The following is a 20,688-nucleotide window of genomic DNA, read 5'->3' on the forward strand; positions in this document are numbered from 1 at the left end:
AATAAACACCCGCCCCCTGGGGGCGGGGTGGCCCGCGGGCTGCCGGGGGGCCGCGGGACGCGCCGGGGGGGCGCGCCGCGCGCCGCTTCTGTGTCACGGGTCAGCCGCCGACGGCGCTGCTCACCTCGGTGGGACCGTCGACGCAGGTCTTACAGGATGGGCTTGCCGCCGGTGACGGCGACGCGGGCGCCGGAAACGTAGCTCGCCTCGTCGGAGGCCAGCAGCACGTACACGGGGGCGAGCTCGGCGGGCTGTCCAGGGCGTCCCATCGGCACCTGCTCGCCGAAGCTCGCCACCTTGTCCTCGGGCATGGTCGCGGGGATGAGGGGCGTCCACACCGGTCCCGGGGCGACGCTGTTGGCGCGGATGCCGCGCTCGGCGAGCAGCTGCGCCAGCGACGCCGTCATGTTCGCGATGGCCGCCTTCGTCGCGGCGTAGGGCAGCAGCTGCGGCGACGGCATGTCGGAGTTCACCGAGCTGGACGCGATGATCGACGCCCCCTCCGTCAGGTGGGGCAGGGCGGCCTTGACGAGGTGGAAGTAGGCGCTGACGTTCGTCGCCCACGTGTAGTCCCACTCGGCGTCCTCGATCTCCTCGAGGGTGTCGTGGCTCATCTGGAAGGCGGCGTTGCTGACGAGCACGTCGAGTCCGCCGAGGTGCTGCACGGTCTGCGCGACGAGGTCGCGGCAGTGCTGCGGGTCGGAGACGTCGCCCGGCAGGAGGATCGCCCGGCGCCCGGCGTCCTCGACGAAGCGGCGGGCCTCCTCGGCGTCCTCGTGCTCGTTCAGGTAGGCGATCGCCACGTCCGCCCCCTCCCGGGCGAACGCCAGGGCCACCGCCTTGCCGATGCCGCTGTCGCCGCCGGTGATGAGCGCGACCTTGCCCTCCAGGCGGCCGGAGCCGCGGTAGCTGTCGACGCCGTAGTCGGGCTTCGGGTCCACGGCCTGGTCGCTGCCGGGCACGTCCTGCTGCTGAGCGGGCTGGGTCATGTCTGTCTCCTCGCGATCGGAGACCCGACTCCACCGGGAGTCTCGGGAGCGCGCACGAGGGTTGACAGCGTGCGCCGGCGCTCACTCGGAGGCGGTCGTGTCCACCCGCTCGCCGACGAGGGCCCCCCGGACCGGGGCGTCCCCGGATGCCAGCTGGTGCAGCTGCCGTGTCCGGAACCGGTGCACTGTCCGGGCCACGCCGCGCATCAGGGTGAGGGCGCCGGCGACGTTGACGGCGAACTCGCCGAAGCCGCGGAAGTCGTCGAGGGTGAGGACGTAGGCGCCGTCCGCGGCGTGCGGGTCGGCCGGCTTGAGGCGGAGCCCCGCACTGCGTCCGACCACCTGCGCCAGATCCTGCAGGGTCCAGTCGCCGTCGACGGCGAGGAGGGCCGACGGGTCGTCCGGTCCGAAGCCGGCGGTCGGCACGAGCACGAACCGCGCGTCGAGGAGCTCGGGCGTCTCGGGCTGGGTGGGCGGCACCTCCAGGCCGGCCGCGGCCAGCGCGTTCTCGATCGCGGCCACCGCTCCCACCGTCGGCGCGTCGCTTACTCGGACGAGCTGCCCCTCCTCGTCTCCCGTCGACCAGCGGACGACGACGGAGACGGGGGATGCCATGGCGAGGACCTCGGAAGACGTAGGGCGGCGGGGATGCGACGTGGCGCTCACGCTACGGGGAGCGCCGACGCCTGTCCGAGCCCTTGACAGTCCCACCGCGAGCGGCGGGTGGGCCGTGGGCCCCGGCGTCGGGCTGCTCACGGCCACGGCCACGGGGGGAGGAGGTCGACGTCGCCGAGATCGGGCGCCGTCGCGGGCGGGGTCTCCCACACGGTGAGCACGGGCGGCGGCGTCTCCGCCGGGGCGAGCGCGCCCAGCAGGTCGAGGTCGACGAGGGCCGACGTGTCCAGGTACTCGCCGTGGAGGAGGACGTGGTCGACCGGTGCGGCGGAGGGCGTCGGTGCGGAGGAGCGGGCCATGGCATCCACTGTCCGCCCGGCCCCGCAAGGACCGCCCCGCGCGCGGACGGGACCGGCGCAAGATCGACGCAAGATTCTCCCCGACGACCGCCGGGAAGAGGGGTCAGGCGGCCAGGACGTCGCGCAGCTGCATGCTCTCGACGATGGCGCGGTAGTCCTCCACCATGCGGCTGCGGTCCCAGCGCGGGCGGGTGAGGAGGGCGGCCGCGCGCAGGGCACCGCGATGGGCGAGTACGTGCTCCCAGGCCGCGGCCACGCGGACGGGGTCGCGATCGGTGACGACCCCGACCCCCTCGACGATGCGCGCCGCGTCGCCGACGTCCGTGGTCACCGGGGTGGCGCCGGACGCCGCGCCCTCGGCCAGGCAGAGCGGCGACGCCTCGCCGAAGGCGGAGGTGAGCGCCACGATGTCGGCCGCGCGGTACAGCTCGGGCATGTCCTCGCGCAGCCCGAGCGCGTGCAGGGGGGTGCCGGAGGGGATGCCGCTGGCTGCGACCAGCGCGGCGAACCCGGGGTTCGCCATGGTCATGCCCGAGCCGCACACGAGGTAGTGGGCGTCCGGGCGGCGCGCGGCGTGGAGGGCGACGGAGCGGAGGAAGAGCCCGGGGTCCTTCATAGCGTCGAACCGCGCCGCGAGCAGGACGAGCGGTGCCCGCTCCGGGATCCCCAGCCGTGCGCGGATCGCGCGCTTCTCGCCACGCACGGCGGGACGGAACCGGCCGGTGTCGATGCCGTTGTCGACGACGAGGGCCTCCGCGACCTGCACGCCCGCGGCCGCGTATGCCGCGGCGGTGGAGGACGCACAGGCGATCGTGGTCGTGACGGCCCCGGAGGCGCTCGCGTGCCGCAGCCACTCCAGCGCCGGGCCGGAGTGCGTCGGGTCCGAGCGGTGCAGGCAGACGGCGAGGGGGCGGTCCGGCAGCATCCCCGCGCGCTCGAGCGCGACGACGAGGCTCAGCGGCTGCTCCTTGAGCGACAGGACGACGTCGGCGTCCGCGATCGCCGCGGACGCGACGGCGAGCTCGTCGGCGGTGAAGTCCTCCGGCGCGACGGGACGGTCGCCCGCGACGCGGTCGAAGGCGGTGATGCGGACGCCCGCGGCCCGCAGTCCGCGATAGCGGCCGTCGTCCGCCGCGCGCTGCACCGATCCGTCGCGGCGCGCGGACGAGGTGAGCGAGAGCACGTGATGCTCCTGGGCCCCTCCCGCGGCCAGGCCGGCCACCACGTCGCTATGCAGGATGCGCGCGCCGCCGGCGAAGAATCCTTCGTACAGGGAGAGCACGCGCACGGCACCAGTCGTCGACATGGGCCTATGCTGCAAGCCGCGGCGCGGCGCCGGGTTACGTCAGGACGACCATCTCGTGAACGCCCTCCGCACGACAGGACGCGCCGACCCCCACGGGGCCGGCGCGTCGCGTCGGATCGGTCAGGCCGTCGGCGCGGTCTCCGCAGCGACCGGGGCGGCCGGCCGCGCCCAGGGCCAGCGGACGGCGCTGCGCGCGGTCGGGTGCGCGGCCGGGGCCGACCGCGGCACGATGCCGTCGCCCATCGCGGCCGAGAACGCGCTGCTCCACACCGAGCTGCCCTGCTGTCCCGCGTGCTGTCCATAGATCGTCATGGTGTCCTCCTCTTCCCCGTCTCCCGACGGGTCGTTCCCCTCAGAGGTACTCCGACGTGCGTGCCGTCGACCGGCCCTTGACAACCCGTCCCCTATCCGGGCGGGACCGATGGGGCAAGGGGGGTCGTGCGGGTGGGCAGGAGCCGCATCCTGGACGAGCGTGCGAGACAAGGACCGAGGTGACACGACATGCGGGACTTCCTCGTCAATGGGACACGCATCCTCACGGATGACGCCATCGCCGATGCGGTCGTCGACCTGTCGCGCGAGCTGAGCAATCGTGGGCGCGTCGAGGTCGTCACGTTCCCCGGGATCGTCGAGGGCGCTCTGGCCACGACGTGGATGAGCGTCGGCGCCGGGATCCCGTTGCTCATGGTGCAGGCCGATACGGGACTGCCCGTCTCGATCGCCGGCTCCGAGCTGGCGGTGTGGGCGATCCGCCGCCGTCGGCACGAGATCGAGCAGACCTCGACCGGCAAGGACCGTTAGTCGGAGGACGTCGGGGCCGCGGCATCCAGGTTCTCGGGGACCAGCATGATGCCCCCGGACGAGTTCGCCGAGTTGGCGAGGTCTTCGATCCAGGAGCGGCTCAGCTGCGCGGGCTCGATCTCGTCGAAGACGAACCGCAGCGGGATCGACGGGTGGATCCAGATGGTCTCGCGGCCCACGTCGTCGCCGTCGGGGTGCCGCCACGAGAGGGTGAAGCTCTCACCGCGACGGAGCTTCGTCGAGATGACCACCTTGAGATGCGCGAGCGCGCGGTCCTCGATGCGGATCGGTGTCGTCCCGTAGAAGATCGTGCCCATCACCCCAGAGTAATGACGCGCGTCCGTTCTCGCAGGTCGGCTCCCCGGGCGCCGCACGTCAACCCCCTTCGCGTCGATCCTCGTCCGCATTGGACTGGGAGGCCGACCGACCGAAGGAGAGCACCATGACGGATTCGATTCCCGACAAGCCCAGCCAGGCCGAGGGCGACATCGGCGACGACGACCTGACGCAGGGCGACACCAGCGGCACGATCGGCGAGAGCTCCGACGACTCCGACCCCTCGGGCGACGAGGAGGACTGACCATGCCGGCCGGCGACGTCGAGACCTTCCACCGCGACGGTGCGTGGCACAACCGCATCGAGGGGGAGGAGGGGACGATCGACGGCACGCATCGCACGCGCGCCGAGGCGGCCGCGGCCGGGCGGACCATCGCCCGGGCGCGACGCGTCGAGCACATCGTCCGCGACCTGCACGGTCGCATCGGCGATCGGAGCTCGTACGGACACGACCCTCGGGACATCCCCGGCTGACGGGGCCGCGCGGCGATCGACCACGGAGCCGGGATCCTCGCGGATCCCGGCTCCGTGGCGTTCCGACCCGCCCCCGAGTGGGTCGGCCCGTAGGGCGGAGCGAGCCCGGTGCCCCGCCCCACGGATCCTCCGATACGGACGGCGTCAGCCCTCCCGCACCGACTCGCCGGCCTGCTGGGCCCGGTCCTTCACCGTCGATGCGGCCTCCGTGGAGTCGTCCTTGACGTGCGCGACGGCCTCGGTGGCCCGTTCCTTCACGGCCTGTGCGGCCTCGGTGGCGGGCTCCTTGAGCTCGCCCGCGATCTCCTTCGCCACGTCCTTCGCCTGGTCGACGAGGGGCTGCGCCTGGTCCTTCACCTTCGCTGCCGCGTCGCGCTCGGCGCGGGTCGGAGGGATCAGGGACGACACGACGAGGCCGACGCCGAAGGCGACGAGGCCGACCGCGAGGGGGCTGCCTTTCGCCTTGTGGGCGGCGCCGGTCGTGGCGTCGCCCGCGCTGTGGGCCAGGTCGGACGCCGCCGCGGCCGAGTCGTGGGCGACGCCCATGATCCGGTCGCGGACGCCGCCGACGGCGTCGCGGACCTTGTTGGTCTGCCGCTCGACGATCTTCGACGGCGAGACCTTGTCGGCCAGCGCGTCGACGTCGGAGCCGAGCTCGGCGCGGGTGCGCTCGATGTCGGCACGGATGGCTTCCGGTGAATCGCTCATCGGTTCTCCTCGTTCCTCGTGAATGCCTCGGGGATCTCCTGCAGGGTCGCCGCCGTCTGCGGCACGCCCTCCACTTTCTTCAGCTGCGCGCGCCCGAGCGCGAACAGCACGGCCGCGATGATCGCCCAGACGAGGGCGACCACGACGGCGGACCAGCCCTCGCCCATGACGGTCGCCAGAGCAGCCCAGAGCGCGACCGACAGGAAGAGCAGCACCATGCCGGCGGCATAGCCCGCTCCGCCCAGCATCCCGGCGCCCTTCGCCGACTTCGACGCGGAGTCCTTCACCTCGGCCTTGGCCAGGGCGAGCTCCTGCCGCATCAGCGTCGACATGTCCCGCGTGACCTCGCCGACGAGCTCGCCGAGCGACGTCGACGCGGCGCGGCGCTCAGACGGTACCGGGTCGCTCATCGAGTCCCCCTTCCCGGGTGGTGTCCAGGCGGGCGGCCGACTCGGCGTACACGGGCGGGTCGACCGAGTCGACGTCCGTGACGAGTCCCGTGTCGTCGAGTCCGGTGTCGACGGGACCGATGCCGTCCGCGACGGTCTCGACCCCCGCGGCTCCGACGCCCGCGGCTCCGACGCCCGCGGTCCCCGCCAGCGCGGCGCCGCCGACGGGCGCGTCACCGATCGTCGAGCCCGACGTCGGCGGGGCGGGCGGGGCGGGCGGCAGCGGCGGCGCGGCAGGCGCCGACCCGGCCGTCGAGGCCGACCCGCTCGCCGAAGAGGCTCCGGCGGCCAGAGACCGGCTCAGGCGCCCGACGACGATGCCGGCGAGCGCGGCGACGGCGATGAACGTGCCCGGACGGCGACGGGCGAAGCCCTTCACGTCCTCGAGCAACTGCTGCGGGTCGCGGTCGCCCAGCCAGGAGCCGACGGTCGACACGTGACCGGCGGCCCGGCGCACGAGCTCTCCGGCGAGCCCGCCGTTCTCGTCGGCGTCGGCCATGCGCGACAGGTCCCCGCCGACGGAGCCGAGGCTCTCGGCGAGACGCTGCTGCTGCGAGGACGCCTGGTCCGAGAGCTGCCTGCCGGTCTGCGACACGAGGTCGCGGATCTGGTCCTTCGCCTCCCCGGCGACGGCCGCGGCCTCGTGCGCGCTCGTCTCGGCCACCCCTCGTGCGGCGTCCCGGGCGGTGCCCGTGACGGCGGACGCCTCGTGGGCGGCGTTCTTGACCGTGGAGTCGTCCTGGCTTCCGCCGTCCGACGCGGTGTATTGCGACATAATCGCTCCTTCCGTCCTGCGTTGGTCAGCCAGGTATAGGGGCGTTCGCGAGCCCCCGCAGCGGGCCTTGCCCCGGGCGAGGCGGCGTGCAATGCGCGCGGCGGCCTGCGGTGAGGCGCGAACGGCCGCGGAACGAAGTGCCCGGAGCCGACGCCGACCGCCTTATACACCTCGTGCGGGGCGCCGTGACTTCTTCGCCGGTGTGGGTACTATCAGGCCTCGTGCAGAACTCCACCGGATCCGTCGCGGAGCCGTCCCCGGTCTCCGACCTCGGACGCGCTCTGCTGGCCTACGGCGAGGCCCGCCGTGTCGCCGCCGTCGAGGCGCGTCGGACCCTGTCCCTCAACGAGCTGGACGCGCGTGCGCTCCTGTTCGTCGCGGGGAACCCCGGTGCCCGTCCGTCGCACGTGCGGGACCACCTCGGGATCACGTCGGCGGGCGTCACCACGCTCATCGACCGTCTCGTCCAGCGCGGCACCGTGCGCCGGGACCTGGACGAGGAGGACCGGCGCGTGAACCACATCACCGCCATCGTCGACCTCGACGCGGAGCCGTGGTGCGCGCTGCGCGGGTTCGACGCCGCCATCGAGTCCGCCATCGCGGATGTGCCGCCGGAGACGGCGGCGGAGCTCACCCGCATCCTCGACCGGATCGTCGACCTCGCCTCCGACGGCTGACGGCCGCCTCCACCTCTTGACGGCCGCCTCCGACGGCTGACGGCCGCCTCCACCTCCCGACGGTCGCCGGCGGGGGAGAGCCCGCACCGCTGCATCGCGGGACCCCGGCCCCGCGGCATCCCGCCGGCGCGGGCGAGGGCCCGCGCGGCCCGGGTGAGGCCGTGGGTGAACGGGATCAGCTGGCGGCGGCGGCGACGAACGCCTCGGACCGCGACTGCAGGAACGCGCAGAGCGCCGAGAGCATCGCGAGCTCGGCGGACAGCGCCATCACGCGCCCGCCGGGGAGCGGTGCCGCATCCTCCCGCGGCTCGAAGGTCACGGACCAGCGGGTCCCGTCCGGGCCGGCCTCCGGCGCGACGAAGAAGGTCGTCGACACGCTCCGCAGCTTCGCGGCGATGAGGCCGGTGTCGTCGTCCTCGTCCGTCTCCTGCGGGATGACGCGCAGGATCCCCGTGTCGTAGCCGAGGGCGGTGAAGTCGTCGACCCACGTCTGCAACGTCGACAAAGTGCGGAACGGCATGAGGACTCCCGTCTCGTTCGGCACGTCCGGCGACGTACCGTCCAATTATGCCGTTCCAGGCGGGGGCGGATGCCGGATCAGAGCCGACCGGTCGCCCGCTCGACCGCGAGCAGCGCCTCGCGCAGGGTCTCGAACCGCTCGGGCGGTCGCGGCGTGCGGACCCAGGTGACATCGACCACGTGATCGCGGCACTGCGCGAAGGCGAGCACGCGGTGCGGATCGTCGTCGCCGCGGGCGGCGTCGCAGATGCACCAGCCCCCGTCGCCGACCCAGAGCAGTTCGGTGCGTGTCGTGGCGTCGCTGTCGAGGGACATGGGGACCTCCGGGGTGGAACAGCCGACGACCCTGTCGGCGGCACCATGGTGCGAGCGGCGGGACGCACGCGCGCTCCCCTTGACAGCCCGCGGGCGGTGGGGCAGAGCCCGCGGATACCGCACGCCGGAGCCGCTGACAAGCCCGTCGTCGCGGGGCCACGGGGATTCCTATCGTCCGCGCACGTGGCATCCCTCCCCCCGCCACCTCCGTCGAACGCGTGAGAGCAGGACCCGATGTCGACCACCGACCGCACCCCCGGGGCGCCGACCCCCCGCCGCCCCGAGGTCCTGCCCCCGAAGCAGGCGGCGCTGCTCGCCCGCACGCGTGTCGGCGCGAAGGGCAACGTCGTCGTGCGGTGGATCACCTCCACCGACCACAAGACGATCGGCTTCCTCTACATCATCTCGGCGCTGATCTTCTTCTGCCTCGGCGGGGTCCTCGCCCTCGTCATCCGGGCGGAACTGTTCGAGCCGGGCATGCAGATCGTGCCGACCCGGGAGCAGTACAACCAGCTGTTCACCATGCACGGCACCCTCATGCTGCTGATGTTCGCGACGCCCCTCTTCGCCGGATTCGCCAACACCCTGCTGCCGCTGCAGATCGGCGCCCCCGACGTGGCCTTCCCGCGTCTGAACGCGTTCTCGTTCTGGATGTTCCTCTTCGGCTCGACCATCGCCGTGTCGGGGTTTCTCACCCCGCAGGGGTCGGCCGGCTTCGGGTGGACGGCCTATCAGCCCCTCGCGAGCGAGACGTTCCATCCGGGGGTCGGGGGAGACCTGTGGTTCCTCGGCCTCGCCCTCAGCGGCTTCGGCACGATCCTCGGCGCCGTCAACTTCATCACCACGGCCGTCACGATGCGCGCGCCCGGCATGACCATGTGGCGGATGCCGATCTTCACCTGGACCGTGCTCATCACCAGCATCCTGGTGCTCCTGGCCTTCCCCGTGCTCGCGGCCGCGCTCTTCGCCGCCGCGGCGGACCGCATCCTCGGCGCGCAGGTGTTCCTCCCGCAGAGCGGGGGAGTGCTGCTGTGGCAGCACCTGTTCTGGTTCTTCGGCCACCCGGAGGTGTACATCATCGCGCTGCCGTTCTTCGGCATCATCAGCGAGGTGGTGCCGGTGTTCAGTCGCAAGCCCATCTTCGGCTACAAGACCCTCGTCTACGCCACCATCGCGATCGCGGCCCTGTCGGTCGCGGTGTGGGCGCACCACATGTACGCGACGGGCGGGGTGCTGCTGCCGTTCTTCGCGCTGATGACGATGCTCATCGCCGTGCCGACCGGGGTGAAGGTGTTCAACTGGATCGGCACGATGTGGCGCGGATCGGTCACCTTCGAGTCGCCCATGCTCTTCGTCATCGGGTTCCTCGTGACGTTCGTCTTCGGCGGACTGACGGGCATCATCCTGGCCTCGCCCCCGCTGGATTTCCACCTGCACGACACCTATTTCGTCGTCGCGCATTTCCATTACGTCGTCTTCGGGACCGTGGTGTTCGCGATGTTCGCCGGCTTCTACTTCTGGTGGCCGAAATGGACGGGACGAATGCTGAACGAGCGACTCGCGAAGACGCATTTCTGGATGCTGTTCATCGGATTCCACCTGACGTTCCTCATCCAGCATTGGCTGGGCGTGGACGGGATGCCGCGGCGGTACGCGGACTACGGCAGCGCCGATCTCTTCACGTGGCAGAACCAGATCTCGACGATCGGCGCGATGATCCTGGGCGCCTCGATGCTGCCGTTCCTGTTCAACGTCTGGATCACCGCCCGCCGCGGGGCGGTCATCACCGTGGACGACCCCTGGGGATACGGCGCGTCGTTGGAGTGGGCGACGTCCTGCCCGCCGCCGCGGCACAACTTCACGTCGATTCCGCGCATCCGGAGCGAGCGGCCCGCGTTCGACCTGCACCACCCCGAGGCGGGCGTCCCCGTGGGCGTCGGACCGGCGAAGGATGCGCCGGCGAGCCCGACCGTGGATGCCGCGGACGGCGAGGTCAAGTGACGGCCGTCGCGATCGGTTTCTTCGCTGCGGATATCGATCCCGGACGGGCGCCCGGACGCCCTGGCGCGAGGGACGGCGGGCGCGGACCGATACGGTGAGGACATCGCCTCCGCGGCGACCGGCCGGGGGGACGGATGCCGCATGAGAGCGGTTCCATACAGAAATAGCGGCAATGCGCAACGGGTTTGCCGCATTCTTTCGGACGATTTAGGAAACTCTCGTGGACCATGTGAATATCGAGACCCGAGATGCCGCGACCGTCGAGGAGCTGTGGCAGACGGTGGTCCCCGGCGCTCGGATCGCGCGGGCCGAGACCATTCAGCCGGCCCTGTCGTGGCATGCCGTCTCGGACGGCTCCTTCGGCTTCTGCGACTACACGATCGGCTCGACCATGCTCGTCGAGTCGGATCCCCTCGACCAGGTCGTCGTCGGGCGCATCGCCGGCCCGCGGGTGCAGGGCACGTACCGGCGGGAGCGGATCGACACCGCCGTCCCCTTCCTCGTCGCCGACCGCCCCCTCGAGATCGCCTTCAGCGGGCGGATCGTGGGAACGGCGGTGTCGTTCGCCCGGTCGGAGTTCGACGAGGCCGCGCAGCGCCTGTCCGGCGACGACGGCCTGCGCGTGCGCCCCACTGGGTACGCCCCGGTCAGCGACCACCGGCTGCGGTACTGGACGCGGACGTGGAAGTACTGCCGCGACGTCCTCCTCCGCTCGTCGGAGCGGGCACCCCTGGTCGAGCAGCAGGCGCGCGCCCTCATGCTCGAGGCATCGCTGCTGTCCTTCCCCACCACCTTCACCGACGTCCTCGCGTCGGGGCGGCCGGCGCGACCGCTGCCCGCGCCGGTCCGACGGGCCAAGGCGTACATCGAGGCCCATGCGGCGGAGCCGGTCGTGCTGGCGGACGTGGCCCAGGCGGCCCGGCTGTCGCCGCGCGGGCTGCAGTACGCCTTCCGCGCGGCGACGGGGCGCACGCCGATGCAGTACCTGCGGCATGTGCGCCTGGATGCCGCCCGGTCCGACCTGCGCGGCGGGGACCCCTCCACCGACACGGTCGCCGCCATCGCCGCGCGCTGGGGCTTCTCGAACCTCGGCCGCTTCGCCGCGATGTACCGGGCGGAGTTCGGCGAGACCCCCTCCTCGACGCTCCGCTCCTGACCCGCGGGTCCTCCCTTCGCGCTGACTCGCCGCGTCTGCGGCCCGTCGTGGCCGGGAGCGGAGGGAGGAGATGTGGGCAGCGGAGGAGTCCCTCTCCGGTGAGGGTCCTCCCTTGGCGGCATCCCCTCCCTTCCCCGTCGTTTGGCGGCCGGGAGCGGAGGGAGGAGATGTGGGCAGCGGAGGAGTCCCTCTGCGGTGAGGGTCCTCCCTTGGCGGCATCCCCTCCCTTCCCCGTCACGTGGCGGCGTCGGCGGGGGGAGGAGATGTGGGCAGCGGAGGAGTCCCGCTGCGGTGGGGGTCCTCCCTTGGCGGCATCCCCTCCCGTCCCCGTCACGTGGCGGCGTCGGCGGCGGGAGGAGATGTGGGCAGCGGAGGAGTCCCGCTGCGGCGGGGGTCCTCCCTTCGCGGCATCCCCTCCCTTCCCCGTCGTGTGGCGGCGGGGGTGGGGGGAGGGGATGTGGGCAGCGGAGGAGTCCCTCTGCGGTGGGGGTCCTCCCTTGGTGGCATCCCCTCCCTTCCCCGTCGTGTGGCGGCGGGGGCGGAGGGGAGGAGATGTGGGCAGCGGAGGAGTCCCTCTGCGGTGGGGGTCCTCCCTTGGTGGCATCCCCTCCCTTCCCCGTCGTGCGGCGGCGGGGGTGGGGGGAGGAGATGTGGGCAGCGGAGGAGTCCCTCTGCGGTGGGGGTCCTCCCTTCGCGGCATCCCCTCCCTGCGGCGACGCGAGGGCGCGCGTTCGGTCGAGGCCGAGCGCCGTGTAAGATCGTCTGTTGGAAGTGTGTCCGAGCGGCCTAAGGAGCATGGCTGGAATCCATGTAGGCGGGGTAACTCGCCTCGCAGGTTCAAATCCTGTCACTTCCGCCACCGGAGCCCCGCCGAACGAGAGTTCGGCGGGGCTTCGTCGTTGCCGGTACGTCCCCCTCCCGGCTCCCTTCTCCCCGACGAAAGGGGACAGGGATGCCGCCACGACGGGCGTCAGCGCGAGACGAGCTCCCGCGACTCGGCGTAGGCGCTGCCCGGCCGCACGACGAGCGAGCGGGGGAGCATGGCCGCGACGAGCCGGCGTGCCGGCGACACCGCCGTGGTGAGGGACCGGTCCACGGCGTCGACCGCGGCGCCGAGGCGCGGACCCGCGTCGGCGTCGACGGCCTCGCCGGCGTAGCTCGCCCGTTCGACCGCGTCGACGAGGAGGTCCAGCGCGTCGGTGTCGGCGCCGTGCCGTTCCCGCAGCCGCGCCGCGTACCGGCGTGGCGACTCCGCGGCGGGGGCGGGGATGCCGAGGTCGATCGCCCTCTCCTGGATCGCCGTCCAGGCGGCGAGGGCGTCGCCGGACAGCACACGGGTCCGCCGGCGGCGGCGGCGGAGGATCCGCGTCACGGCCGGGGCGGCGAGCAGGAGCAGCAGGACGACGGAGCCCGCGGTCCAGGCGGCCCACGTCGCGTCGGTCTCCGCGGCCGAGGCCGCCCCGGTTCCGCCCGTCGGCGCCGCGTCCTCGTCGGACAGCTGGGGCGCCGTCGTCGGCGCGGGCTGGGGAGCGGAGGCATCCGGCTGGTCCGGAGTGGTGACGGCGCCGCCCTCGGCGTCGGTCGTGCCCGGCGCGAAGTACGTGGGGACGCCGAGGCTGTTGGTGGGTTCGAACTGCACCCAGCCGATGCCCTCGAAGAACACCTCCGGCCACGCGTGCAGCTGCGACGAGCTGACGGTGTAGGTCGTCTGCCCCTGCTGGACACCGCTCGTGGGGGTGCCGGGGAGGTAGCCGACGACGATGCGCGCGGGCATGTCGAGCGTCCGCGCCATGACGGCGAACGCCGAGGCGAAGTGGACGCAGTACCCCTCGCGGCGTTCCAGGAACTGCGCGACCGCGTCCAGGCCGGCCCCGTCGAAGCCGTCCTCGACGGGCGCGTCGAGGGAGTAGCGGAAGTCGGTGCCGCGGAACCACGCCTGCAGGTCGACGAGCGCGTCGTACGGGGACTGCGCCTCGGCGGTCACGGCGCGCGCCGTCTCCTCGATGACGGCCGGGACGCCGTCCGGAAGCGAGCGGACGGAGTCGGGGAGGCCGTCGCCGCCGACCGGCCGCGCCCGGATCTGCTCGAGGGTGGGACGCGGCACCCGCGTGGAGATCTCGTACTCCTGGTCGCGGGTGGAGCCCGAGCGCGTCACGACCGTGGCGTTCTGGGGGAGTCCCAGCCAGTCGCCCTGAAGCCCGGACACCTGCAGCGCCGGGTACGGGATGGGCAGCCACGGGCTGTCGAGCTCGTCCACGACGACGTCGGTGGTCCAGTCGACGACGGGGATGTCGGCATCCACCGTCACCGGATCGAAGACGGGACCGTCCGCGGGCACCTGCACCGTGTCGCCCGTGTCGGGCTCCCAAACCGAGCCGTCGAACTGCGAGAGGGTCACCGCGCGCAGGTAGGGCGCGCGCGGAGCGGTCGTGCGGACGTTGAGCACGTCGACGGGCCGAGGCTGGCGCAGGTCGTTGCCGAGCTCGAGGTTGGGGTTGATGGTCGAGCCGAAGCCGCCGCTGCCGCCGGAGGCGAAGCGCAGACCCGGCTGGGGGAGCAGCGGGGTCGCGACGATCGCGACGACGACCGCGACCGCGGCGATCCCGACCGCCGTCGCGGAGGCTCCGGCGAAGCGTGGCCGGGCTGCCGTGCGCGCGCCGTCCCCGGACGCTCCCCCCGTCCGCGAGCGGGTCTCGACCCGCAGCAGGAAGAGGATCGCCGCGGCCAGGAGGACGAAGCCCGGCACGTCCACCTCGGCGGGGACGGCGATCGTCGGGATCAGCGAGACGGCGACGAGACCCACGCCCGCCAGCAGCGGCATCCGCGCCGTGAGGACGACGTGATCGAGCACGATCGCCAGGGCGCCGACGGCGGCGACGAGGACGAAGGACAGACCGTTCGCCGCGTCGACGGGGGCCACGCCCACCCGCACCTCCTCCGCCGCGGCGGCGACGAGGTCGGGGACGAGGCCGAAGGTGGCGGGGGTGGGGATGACGCCGAGGAGCGTGCTGCCCCGCCCGAACATCGCCGTCAGCAGAAGGATCCAGACGCCCGCCTCGAGCACGCTCACCACGAGGGCGGGGAGCGAGAACAGGCGCGCCACCAGGCCCGTGCCGAGGACGGCGACGGTCACGCCGAGGGCGCCGGCCGTCCACGCACCGGGCCCGATGACCGAGAACACCGGCAGCAGCGCGGCGACGATCGCGGCGAGGACGCCGAGCGACAGCAGCAGCGCGTCGCGGCGGCGGCGCGGGGAGCGGAACGTCGACGGGTCAGCCGCGGACATGCGCGAGCCCCCGGTCCAGGGCGGCGTCCCACGCCGCCGCGACGTCGCCCGCCGGCGGGAGCGTCGCGGCGTGCCAACCGGCGCGGCGCAGACCCTCGACGTCGACGGAGCCGCCGACGCTCAGCAGCACGGGCAGCGCCGAGTGCTGCGCCACGCCGCCGAGGGCGATCAGGTCGTCCTGTTGCAGCGCCCCGGTGACGACGACGACCGGTCCGAGCAGAGCCGACGCCGCGGCGGGCACGAGGCGGTGGCCGGGGCCGTCGTCCCGGGCGACGACGGTCGCGAATGCCGCGGCCAGCGCACGCGCCTCGCTCTCCTCCCCGCCCTCGACGGGGTCTGCGAGGAGCGTGCCGTCGCTGTCGACGACGTCCACGGTGTAGCCCTCGTGCACGAGACGCGCGACGGCCGAGACGCACGCCGAGACGGCCGTCTCGAACGCCTCGTCGGCGCCGGGTGCGGTGGCGGCGTCGGGCGACCAGCGCCGGACGCCGCGGTCGAGGATCACCGTCGCGGCGGGGCTGGACTCCTGCTCCTCCTGCCGGACCATGAGCATGTCGCGGTGCGCGGTGGCCCGCCAGTGGATGCGCCGCATCGAGTCGCCGGGGGCGTACGGGCGTGCGACGAGGTTGTCCGCGCCCTGGCCGAGCTGCAGCGCAGCGGTCTGCCGTGTGCCGCCGGCCTCCCCCGACGCGGGCGGCAGGGGAGCGAGGTCGACGATGCGGGGAGCGACCGTCACGGCGGTCGTCCCGCCGAGCCCGAAACGGCGCCGGACCAGGCCGAACGGGTCGGTGGTGGCGACCTGCAGCGGGCCGAGCGCGTGCACGCCACGGCGGGCGCCCACGGCTTCGTACCGCAGCGTGATCGGACCGGACCCGGAACGCAGGCCCGAGCCGGTGGCGGGGAAGTCGCCCACGGCGTGGCCCCGCAGTCCCACCGGCAGGGTGTCGGTCCAGCGCCCGGGGGCCGTCGGCAGCGCGGTGCGGAGCCCGACCCGCAGCTCCACCGTGACGAGCCGGTCGACCTCGGCGGTCTCGGGCCGCAGGGTGCGCGCCACGTCGTCGGTGCGGCGCACGAGCAGCAGGGCCGCGGCCGCGGCCACCAGCAGCACGGCCAGCAGCACCGCGAAGTACAGCAGCTCGGGGATGCCCGCGCGCTGCGCGACCACGTAGGCCGTCACGGCGAGCACGAGCGCACCCGTCCCCCGCAGGGTGAGCGGCCAGAGACGTCTCACGGCCCGCTCACGCGTGCGCGGCGAGCGGGACGCGCACGCCGGCCGCGATCCGCTCGAGCGCGTCGGCGACGACGACGGCCGCCGCGCGCCCGCCCGCGGCCGAGCGGTTGGCGATGAGGCGGTGGCCGAAGACGGGGGCCAGCAGCGCGGAGAGGTCGTCGGGGATGACGTACCCACGGCCGTCCAGGGCCGCGCGCACCTTCGCGGCGCGCACGAGCTGCAGCGTCGCGCGCGGGCTCGCGCCCAGGCGGATGTCGGGGTGGCTGCGCGTGGCCTGCGCGAGCGCGACGGCGTACTCGCCGAGGGCGGGAGCCAGGTGCACGTTCCGCGCCCACGCGATCATCGCGGTGATCTGCCGCGCCGAGACGACCGGTCGCAGGGTGTCGAGCGGGTTGCGGGTGTCGCGCTGGCGCAGCATCTCGGCCTCCGCGCCCGCGTCGGGGTAGCCCATCGAGATGCGCATGAGGAAGCGGTCGCGCTGCGCCTCCGGCAGCGCGTACGTGCCCTCCATCTCGAAGGGGTTCTGCGTCGCGACGACGAGGAACGGCGAGGGGAGCACGTGGGTGCGGCCGTCGACGGTGACCTGCCGCTCCTCCATCGCCTCCAGCAGCGAGGACTGGGTCTTCGGCGACGAGCGGTTGATCTCGTCCGCGATGACGATGTGGGCGAACACGGCACCCGGCGTGAACTGGAACTGCCGGTCGACCGGGTTGAACACCGAGACGCCGGTGATGTCGCCGGGCAGCAGGTCGGGCGTGAACTGGATGCGGCGCACGTCGGCGTCGACGGTCGCGGCGAGCGCCCGCGCGAGCATCGTCTTGCCGACGCCGGGGACGTCCTCGATCAGCAGGTGCCCCTCGGCCAGCAGCGCGGTCAGCGCCGCGCGCACGGCCTCGGGCTTGCCGTCGATGACGCGGGAGATGGATGCCACGATCTCGCCGGTCAGCCGGGCGAAGGACTCGCTCGTGAGCTCCGACTCCGGCCCGCCGGCATCGGAGCGTCGCAGGCGGGCGACCGCCTCGGGCATGACCGTCTCGTCCATGGCATCCCTCTGCTCGTGGATGTGCCGGAGGCGCGTCGTGGCCGCCGTGACCCGATCGTAACCTGCCGACGTGGCGAGAAGGCCGTGAGTCGGGGTCCCCCCAGCCGCCGCACGGTCGCCGCCCAGGCACCTAGGATCGGACCGCCGACCGAGGAGGCTCGATGAGCGACGACCGTGTGCCCGCCCCCGTCCTGGCCGTCGACATCGGCGGGACGAAGGTGGATGCCGCCGTCGTCACGGCCGCGGGCGAGGTGGTGCGCGAGAGCGTGACCCGCCGGCCGACCGGCCGCGACGCGTCTCGCGCGGAGATCGCCGGGAACATCCGGGCGGCCGCGACCGCCGCGCTCGCCGCCGTCCCCCACCTGCGCGTCGGGGCGATCGGGGTGGGAAGCGCCGGTCCGATCGACCGGCCGGCACGGGCCGTGTCGCCCCTGAACCTGCCGGACGCGGCGGGGCTCGTGCTCGACGAGGTGCTGCGCGGTCTCGTCGACGGCCCGCTCCACCTCGCGCTGGACGGCACCTGCATCGCGCTCGCCGAGCACTGGCGCGGCGCGCTCGTCGGGTGCCGCGACGCGATGGCGATCGTGGTGTCGACGGGAGTGGGCGGGGGCCTCGTCCTGGACGGCCGCCCCGCGAGCGGGGCGAGCGGGAACGCCGGGCACCTCGGGCAGACGTTCGTCCGGACCGTCGAGGACGGGGACGTCGTGGCATCCACTCTCGAGGCCGTCGCGGCCGGTCCGGGGACCGTCGCCTGGGCCCGGTCGCACGGCTGGGCGGGGGAGACGGGTCTGGACCTGGCGGCGTCGTACCGGTCCGGCGACGAGGTCGCGGTCGCGGCGGTCCGCCGCTCGGCCACGGCCGTCGGCCAGGCGATCGCGGCGGCGACGACCCTGTGCGACCTCGAGGCGGTCGCGATCGCCGGCGGGTTCGCCCGCGTGGCCGACGACTACATCGATCTGGTCCGCGCGGCCGCGCAGCGGGCCGCGGTCCACGCGTACGCCCGCCGGTGCCGCATCGTGGGGTCGGGCCTGGACGGCGACGGTCCGCTCCTGGGCGCCGCCGCCCTCGCCCTCCGGCCCTGACGGGGCAGGGACAGGGGCTAGAGCACGGCGAGGGCCATCAGACCCGTGGATGCCGCCATCCCGAGGATCTGCGCGCGATCGAGCCGCGTGCGCATCCGCCGGGCCGCCACCGCCGAGAGGCCGAGGTACCCGGCGGCCACGACGAGCAGGAAGGGGATGAGACCGACGCCGTGCGCGTGTCCCGCGCCCGCGGCGTGCCCACCCATCCCGGCCTGGAGGGCCGCCATCACCACCATCCCGAGCGTGGTGTGCACCGTCATCAGCGCGGGCACCCGCGGGACGCGGCGCTGGCGGGGGCGCCGCCAGACGGCCAGGCCCACCGCCGCCGCCGACAGCAGCGCGGTCCAGTACACCGGCGGGACCCACCCGGCGAGGGCGGCGTCGAGCATCGCGAGCAGCATGAGGACGGATGCCGCCAGCTCGGGCGGCCGCACCCGCGCGCGGTCGGCGGCCACGCAGCAGGCGCCGATCGCGGCGGGGGCGACCGCCCACGCGTGAAGGACCTCGCTCATCCCGTCAGCAGTGGCATCCGTGGCCCGGCGCCTCGCCGGCGTGCGGACCGTGCCCGGGGGCGTAATCCTCGGCTGCGGGGTGCGCGGCGGGCGCGCAGTGCGACATGGCCGGCGCGGGGACGTTCAGCACGGGGTTCCGCTCGAAGAAGTTGTACGGCTTCAGCGTGAACTTGGCGTAGTCCATCGGCATGACCGGCCAGTCCTCGTTGCGCGGGAAGTGCGTCAGGCCGAAGGTGTGCCAGAGCACGACGTCCTCGCCCACGAGCGGCTCGTCGCCCGCGATGAACGCGGGGATGCCGGCGCCGCCGGGGTGCTGGTTGACGAAGTCGCCCGCGGCGTAGCGCTCGTCGGGGTCGTACTTCGTGACGAAGAGGTTCTTCGTGGCGAAGGCGGCGCGCGCGGCGATCGACGAGGCGTCGTCGGCGAGCAGCACGGGCGTCTCGGTCGGGAAGAGCATGTACGAGGTCGCCTGTCCGCGTTCGGTCGTCTTCTCGGTCGACGCGATCTGCCAGACGCGGTTGACCGCGCCGTCGGCGACGCGGCCCGACACCTTCTCGGAGGCGATCGGCGTCACCTTCTTGGTGAAGGCGTTGCCGGCCGGATTGGTCTCGGAGATCGGCAGTCGCACCGCGTCGATCTCGTTGACGACGTTGGCGACGCCGTCGACGGTCATGTCGAGTCGGGCGGAGAACAGGTGCTGGTGGTAGGGCGCCCCGAGCCCCGGCGCGACCTCGGACGCGAAGGGGTAGCCCTCGCCCGGGTAGGCGGAGGTGAACAGGATGCCGGTGAGCTTGGCCTCGCACTCGATGGTGCCGTCCAGGTAGAGGTACCAGTAGAAGCCGTAGTCGTAGTTGCCGACGGTCGTGAAGAAGGAGATGACGAGACGGCGGGCGCGGCGGACCTCGCTGGAGCCGGTGAAGATGTCGGTGTGCTTCCAGAGGGAGCCGAAGTCCTCCTCGTGCATGCACACGGCGTTGCGGATGGTCCGCGGCATCCCGTTCTCGTCCGAGAGCACGGCGTCGACGTAGGTGATGTCGCCGACGCAGTCGCAGCCGAGCTCGAGCTCGTTCGTGTACCGGCCGAAGAGGTACTCGCCCGTGTCGAAGTAGTTCTGCCAGAAGCGGTTGGGCGCAGGGTCGGCGTAGGGGACGACCATCTCGCTGATCGAGCCGCGGTACATCACGGGCCGCCCGGCGAAGGACAGCTGACGCAGGATGAGCCCCTCGCGGGTGTCGAAGCCGATGCGCAGGTCCCACTCGCCCCACGTGACGTGCTCGTCGTCGACGGTGAAGCTCGAGCCCTCCGGCTGCGTGATGACGATCGGCTTCAGCCCCTCCAGCGGCGGGCCCTGGAGCTCCGGGTCGTCGAAGTTGCCGGACGTCTCCGGCACGGTGAAGCCGGGGGTGTCGACGACCTCGATGATCTTCCGGTCGGCGACGTCGATGTACGCCGTGAGGCCGTCGACGGGGTGGGCCCACGGGTGGTCGGCCGGGTGGTCCTGGCGGAACGCGAAGGTGCGCAGCACGCGCCGGCCCACCTCGTTCTCGTAGCCGTAGTGCCCGGCCGACAGGGGGACGAGGACGACGTCGGCGGTGGTGAGCCCGCGCGCGGCGAGCGCGGCGACCCAGTCGGCGCTCTCGTTCGCGATGACCCCGACCTCCTCGAACTCCGCGTCGAGGATCGGCAGCTGTCCGTCGGACCCGTCCAGCTCGGTGGAGCGCAGCACCTCGCCGGTCGTGAGCGAGACGACGAGGTCGAGCGAGTGCGCGGTGCGCAGGTTCAGCAGCTGCACGCGGGCGCGGCGGTCCGGGAACGCGGTCTCCCCGCGCTCCCAGGCCAGCACCTCGCCCTTGGGCGCCTCCTCCAGGCCGACGTACGCGAAGCGGGTGGCCTCGTCGACGCCGTCGAGGCCGGCGACGACCGCGTGGACGGCGGTGATCTCGGCGGGGGTGAGGGAGGCCAGGGGATGGGCCGGGGCGGCGGGGGCGGCGAAGGCGGTCGAGGTCGGGTCGGTGAGCGTCATGGTGTCTCTCTCGGGTGGAACGGGTGGGACGG

23 protein-coding genes and 1 tRNA gene are annotated in these 20,688 nt (G+C 73.3%); 8 read left to right on the forward strand and 16 right to left on the reverse strand.

The window, feature by feature from the left end; translation table 11 throughout:
• Nucleotides 1-149 precede the first annotated feature (149 nt).
• The 5 genes from MRBLMI1_RS00005 to MRBLMI1_RS00025 all read right to left on the reverse strand — a co-directional run bounded on the left by MRBLMI1_RS00005 (nt 150) and on the right by MRBLMI1_RS00025 (nt 3,581).
• Nucleotides 150-989, reverse strand: coding sequence for an SDR family oxidoreductase (locus tag MRBLMI1_RS00005; RefSeq protein WP_367726082.1), 840 nt, complete (start codon nt 987-989; stop codon nt 150-152).
• An 81-nt stretch (nt 990-1,070) separates the two neighbouring features.
• The gene (locus MRBLMI1_RS00010; protein ID WP_367726083.1) at nt 1,071-1,604 is read right to left on the reverse strand and encodes a hypothetical protein; all 534 of its coding nucleotides are present in this window, start codon (nt 1,602-1,604) and stop codon (nt 1,071-1,073) included.
• A 137-nt stretch (nt 1,605-1,741) separates the two neighbouring features.
• Nucleotides 1,742-1,963 (reverse strand): hypothetical protein, encoded by a 222-nt coding sequence (locus MRBLMI1_RS00015; protein WP_367726084.1) that lies wholly within the window; start codon nt 1,961-1,963, stop codon nt 1,742-1,744.
• Between the two features lie 103 nt (nt 1,964-2,066).
• Nucleotides 2,067-3,269, reverse strand: a complete 1,203-nt coding sequence (locus MRBLMI1_RS00020) for a glycosyltransferase (protein ID WP_367726085.1) — start codon at nt 3,267-3,269, stop codon at nt 2,067-2,069.
• Nucleotides 3,270-3,389: 120 nt separating this feature from the next.
• Entirely contained in the window at nt 3,390-3,581 is a 192-nt protein-coding gene (locus MRBLMI1_RS00025; protein WP_367726086.1) for a hypothetical protein, read from the reverse strand.
• A gap of 189 nt (nt 3,582-3,770) precedes the next feature.
• Here MRBLMI1_RS00025 and MRBLMI1_RS00030 point away from each other — a divergent pair, with 189 nt between their 5' ends.
• Nucleotides 3,771-4,070, forward strand: a complete 300-nt coding sequence (locus tag MRBLMI1_RS00030; protein WP_367726087.1) for a hypothetical protein — start codon at nt 3,771-3,773, stop codon at nt 4,068-4,070.
• Here MRBLMI1_RS00030 and MRBLMI1_RS00035 read toward each other — a convergent pair.
• A complete protein-coding gene (locus tag MRBLMI1_RS00035; RefSeq protein WP_367726088.1) occupies nt 4,067-4,387 on the reverse strand; it encodes a hypothetical protein in 321 nt (106 codons plus the stop codon). The genes MRBLMI1_RS00030 and MRBLMI1_RS00035 overlap by 4 nt on opposite strands.
• Before the next feature lie 125 nt (nt 4,388-4,512).
• On the opposite strand from MRBLMI1_RS00035, the gene MRBLMI1_RS00040 reads away from it, so the two are divergent.
• Both MRBLMI1_RS00040 and MRBLMI1_RS00045 read left to right on the forward strand, forming a co-directional pair.
• Complete coding sequence (locus MRBLMI1_RS00040) at nt 4,513-4,650, forward strand: hypothetical protein (RefSeq protein WP_367726089.1); 138 nt, start codon at nt 4,513-4,515, stop codon at nt 4,648-4,650.
• Between the two features lie 2 nt (nt 4,651-4,652).
• Nucleotides 4,653-4,880 (forward strand): DUF2188 domain-containing protein, encoded by a 228-nt coding sequence (locus MRBLMI1_RS00045; RefSeq protein WP_367726090.1) that lies wholly within the window; start codon nt 4,653-4,655, stop codon nt 4,878-4,880.
• A 144-nt stretch (nt 4,881-5,024) separates the two neighbouring features.
• Here the strand turns inward: MRBLMI1_RS00045 and MRBLMI1_RS00050 are convergent, their stop codons facing one another.
• From MRBLMI1_RS00050 to MRBLMI1_RS00060, 3 genes are read right to left on the reverse strand one after another with little or no spacing between them, the layout of a single operon-like run.
• On the reverse strand, nt 5,025-5,588 hold the full coding sequence (locus MRBLMI1_RS00050) for a DUF3618 domain-containing protein (RefSeq protein WP_367726091.1): 564 nt from the start codon (nt 5,586-5,588) through the stop codon (nt 5,025-5,027).
• The gene (locus MRBLMI1_RS00055; protein ID WP_367726092.1) at nt 5,585-5,998 is read right to left on the reverse strand and encodes a phage holin family protein; all 414 of its coding nucleotides are present in this window, start codon (nt 5,996-5,998) and stop codon (nt 5,585-5,587) included. Before MRBLMI1_RS00055 ends, MRBLMI1_RS00050 begins: the two co-directional genes overlap by 4 nt.
• Nucleotides 5,976-6,812, reverse strand: coding sequence for a hypothetical protein (locus MRBLMI1_RS00060; RefSeq protein WP_367726093.1), 837 nt, complete (start codon nt 6,810-6,812; stop codon nt 5,976-5,978). The genes MRBLMI1_RS00055 and MRBLMI1_RS00060 overlap by 23 nt, the downstream gene beginning before the upstream one ends.
• A gap of 221 nt (nt 6,813-7,033) precedes the next feature.
• Between MRBLMI1_RS00060 and MRBLMI1_RS00065 the strand changes: the two genes are divergently transcribed.
• Complete coding sequence (locus MRBLMI1_RS00065; RefSeq protein ID WP_367726094.1) at nt 7,034-7,489, forward strand: MarR family winged helix-turn-helix transcriptional regulator; 456 nt, start codon at nt 7,034-7,036, stop codon at nt 7,487-7,489.
• Between the two features lie 175 nt (nt 7,490-7,664).
• Here MRBLMI1_RS00065 and MRBLMI1_RS00070 read toward each other — a convergent pair whose 3' ends face one another.
• Both MRBLMI1_RS00070 and MRBLMI1_RS00075 read right to left on the reverse strand, forming a co-directional pair.
• The gene (locus tag MRBLMI1_RS00070) at nt 7,665-8,009 is read right to left on the reverse strand and encodes a hypothetical protein (protein WP_367726095.1); all 345 of its coding nucleotides are present in this window, start codon (nt 8,007-8,009) and stop codon (nt 7,665-7,667) included.
• A 77-nt stretch (nt 8,010-8,086) separates the two neighbouring features.
• The gene (locus MRBLMI1_RS00075; protein WP_367726096.1) at nt 8,087-8,323 is read right to left on the reverse strand and encodes a hypothetical protein; all 237 of its coding nucleotides are present in this window, start codon (nt 8,321-8,323) and stop codon (nt 8,087-8,089) included.
• A gap of 234 nt (nt 8,324-8,557) precedes the next feature.
• Between MRBLMI1_RS00075 and ctaD the strand changes: the two genes are divergently transcribed.
• The 3 genes from ctaD (at nt 8,558) to MRBLMI1_RS00090 (ending at nt 12,339) form a co-directional block, all read left to right on the forward strand.
• Complete coding sequence (ctaD, locus tag MRBLMI1_RS00080; protein ID WP_367726097.1) at nt 8,558-10,324, forward strand: cytochrome c oxidase subunit I; 1,767 nt, start codon at nt 8,558-8,560, stop codon at nt 10,322-10,324.
• A 220-nt stretch (nt 10,325-10,544) separates the two neighbouring features.
• On the forward strand, nt 10,545-11,480 hold the full coding sequence (locus MRBLMI1_RS00085) for a helix-turn-helix transcriptional regulator (RefSeq protein ID WP_367726098.1): 936 nt from the start codon (nt 10,545-10,547) through the stop codon (nt 11,478-11,480).
• 767 nt (nt 11,481-12,247) lie between these two features.
• Nucleotides 12,248-12,339: transfer RNA gene (locus tag MRBLMI1_RS00090), tRNA-Ser, on the forward strand.
• Between the two features lie 111 nt (nt 12,340-12,450).
• On the opposite strand, the gene MRBLMI1_RS00095 is transcribed toward MRBLMI1_RS00090, so the two are convergent.
• Genes MRBLMI1_RS00095 through MRBLMI1_RS00105 form a run of 3 tightly spaced genes read right to left on the reverse strand, consistent with a single transcriptional unit; the run spans nt 12,451 to nt 17,024 of the window.
• Entirely contained in the window at nt 12,451-14,766 is a 2,316-nt protein-coding gene (locus tag MRBLMI1_RS00095; protein WP_367726099.1) for a transglutaminase TgpA family protein, read from the reverse strand.
• Nucleotides 14,753-15,997, reverse strand: a complete 1,245-nt coding sequence (locus MRBLMI1_RS00100) for a DUF58 domain-containing protein (protein ID WP_367726100.1) — start codon at nt 15,995-15,997, stop codon at nt 14,753-14,755. Before MRBLMI1_RS00100 ends, MRBLMI1_RS00095 begins: the two co-directional genes overlap by 14 nt.
• A 7-nt stretch (nt 15,998-16,004) precedes the next feature.
• Entirely contained in the window at nt 16,005-17,024 is a 1,020-nt protein-coding gene (locus tag MRBLMI1_RS00105) for an AAA family ATPase (protein ID WP_414685799.1), read from the reverse strand.
• A 176-nt stretch (nt 17,025-17,200) separates the two neighbouring features.
• Between MRBLMI1_RS00105 and MRBLMI1_RS00110 the strand changes: the two genes are divergently transcribed.
• Complete coding sequence (locus tag MRBLMI1_RS00110; RefSeq protein ID WP_367726102.1) at nt 17,201-18,121, forward strand: ROK family protein; 921 nt, start codon at nt 17,201-17,203, stop codon at nt 18,119-18,121.
• 17 nt (nt 18,122-18,138) lie between these two features.
• Here MRBLMI1_RS00110 and MRBLMI1_RS00115 read toward each other — a convergent pair whose 3' ends face one another.
• Together MRBLMI1_RS00115 and MRBLMI1_RS00120 are read right to left on the reverse strand one after the other, a co-directional pair.
• Nucleotides 18,139-18,633: a hypothetical protein gene (locus MRBLMI1_RS00115; RefSeq protein WP_367726104.1), complete on the reverse strand. Its 495-nt coding sequence runs from the start codon at nt 18,631-18,633 to the stop codon at nt 18,139-18,141.
• 4 nt (nt 18,634-18,637) lie between these two features.
• Nucleotides 18,638-20,656, reverse strand: a complete 2,019-nt coding sequence (locus MRBLMI1_RS00120; RefSeq protein ID WP_367726105.1) for a primary-amine oxidase — start codon at nt 20,654-20,656, stop codon at nt 18,638-18,640.
• Nucleotides 20,657-20,688: the final 32 nt, after the last annotated feature.

Source organism: Microbacterium sp. LMI1-1-1.1 (assembly GCF_040815675.1).
Lineage (GTDB): Bacteria > Actinomycetota > Actinomycetes > Actinomycetales > Microbacteriaceae > Microbacterium.

Bases quoted from the DNA above. Each gene is read 5' to 3' on its own strand.
- MRBLMI1_RS00005 (WP_367726082.1), bottom strand. From the start codon at position 989: ATGACCCAGCCCGCTCAGCAGCAGGACGTGCCCGGCAGCGACCAGGCC.
- MRBLMI1_RS00010 (WP_367726083.1), bottom strand. From the start codon at position 1,604: ATGGCATCCCCCGTCTCCGTCGTCGTCCGCTGGTCGACGGGAGACGAG.
- MRBLMI1_RS00015 (WP_367726084.1), bottom strand. From the start codon at position 1,963: ATGGCCCGCTCCTCCGCACCGACGCCCTCCGCCGCACCGGTCGACCAC.
- MRBLMI1_RS00020 (WP_367726085.1), bottom strand. From the start codon at position 3,269: ATGTCGACGACTGGTGCCGTGCGCGTGCTCTCCCTGTACGAAGGATTC.
- MRBLMI1_RS00025 (WP_367726086.1), bottom strand. From the start codon at position 3,581: ATGACGATCTATGGACAGCACGCGGGACAGCAGGGCAGCTCGGTGTGG.
- MRBLMI1_RS00030 (WP_367726087.1), top strand. From the start codon at position 3,771: ATGCGGGACTTCCTCGTCAATGGGACACGCATCCTCACGGATGACGCC.
- MRBLMI1_RS00035 (WP_367726088.1), bottom strand. From the start codon at position 4,387: ATGGGCACGATCTTCTACGGGACGACACCGATCCGCATCGAGGACCGC.
- MRBLMI1_RS00040 (WP_367726089.1), top strand. From the start codon at position 4,513: ATGACGGATTCGATTCCCGACAAGCCCAGCCAGGCCGAGGGCGACATC.
- MRBLMI1_RS00045 (WP_367726090.1), top strand. From the start codon at position 4,653: ATGCCGGCCGGCGACGTCGAGACCTTCCACCGCGACGGTGCGTGGCAC.
- MRBLMI1_RS00050 (WP_367726091.1), bottom strand. From the start codon at position 5,588: ATGAGCGATTCACCGGAAGCCATCCGTGCCGACATCGAGCGCACCCGC.
- MRBLMI1_RS00055 (WP_367726092.1), bottom strand. From the start codon at position 5,998: ATGAGCGACCCGGTACCGTCTGAGCGCCGCGCCGCGTCGACGTCGCTC.
- MRBLMI1_RS00060 (WP_367726093.1), bottom strand. From the start codon at position 6,812: ATGTCGCAATACACCGCGTCGGACGGCGGAAGCCAGGACGACTCCACG.
- MRBLMI1_RS00070 (WP_367726095.1), bottom strand. From the start codon at position 8,009: ATGCCGTTCCGCACTTTGTCGACGTTGCAGACGTGGGTCGACGACTTC.
- MRBLMI1_RS00075 (WP_367726096.1), bottom strand. From the start codon at position 8,323: ATGTCCCTCGACAGCGACGCCACGACACGCACCGAACTGCTCTGGGTC.
- ctaD (WP_367726097.1), top strand. From the start codon at position 8,558: ATGTCGACCACCGACCGCACCCCCGGGGCGCCGACCCCCCGCCGCCCC.
- MRBLMI1_RS00095 (WP_367726099.1), bottom strand. From the start codon at position 14,766: ATGTCCGCGGCTGACCCGTCGACGTTCCGCTCCCCGCGCCGCCGCCGC.
- MRBLMI1_RS00105 (WP_414685799.1), bottom strand. From the start codon at position 17,024: ATGCCCGAGGCGGTCGCCCGCCTGCGACGCTCCGATGCCGGCGGGCCG.
- MRBLMI1_RS00110 (WP_367726102.1), top strand. From the start codon at position 17,201: ATGAGCGACGACCGTGTGCCCGCCCCCGTCCTGGCCGTCGACATCGGC.
- MRBLMI1_RS00115 (WP_367726104.1), bottom strand. From the start codon at position 18,633: ATGAGCGAGGTCCTTCACGCGTGGGCGGTCGCCCCCGCCGCGATCGGC.
- MRBLMI1_RS00120 (WP_367726105.1), bottom strand. From the start codon at position 20,656: ATGACGCTCACCGACCCGACCTCGACCGCCTTCGCCGCCCCCGCCGCC.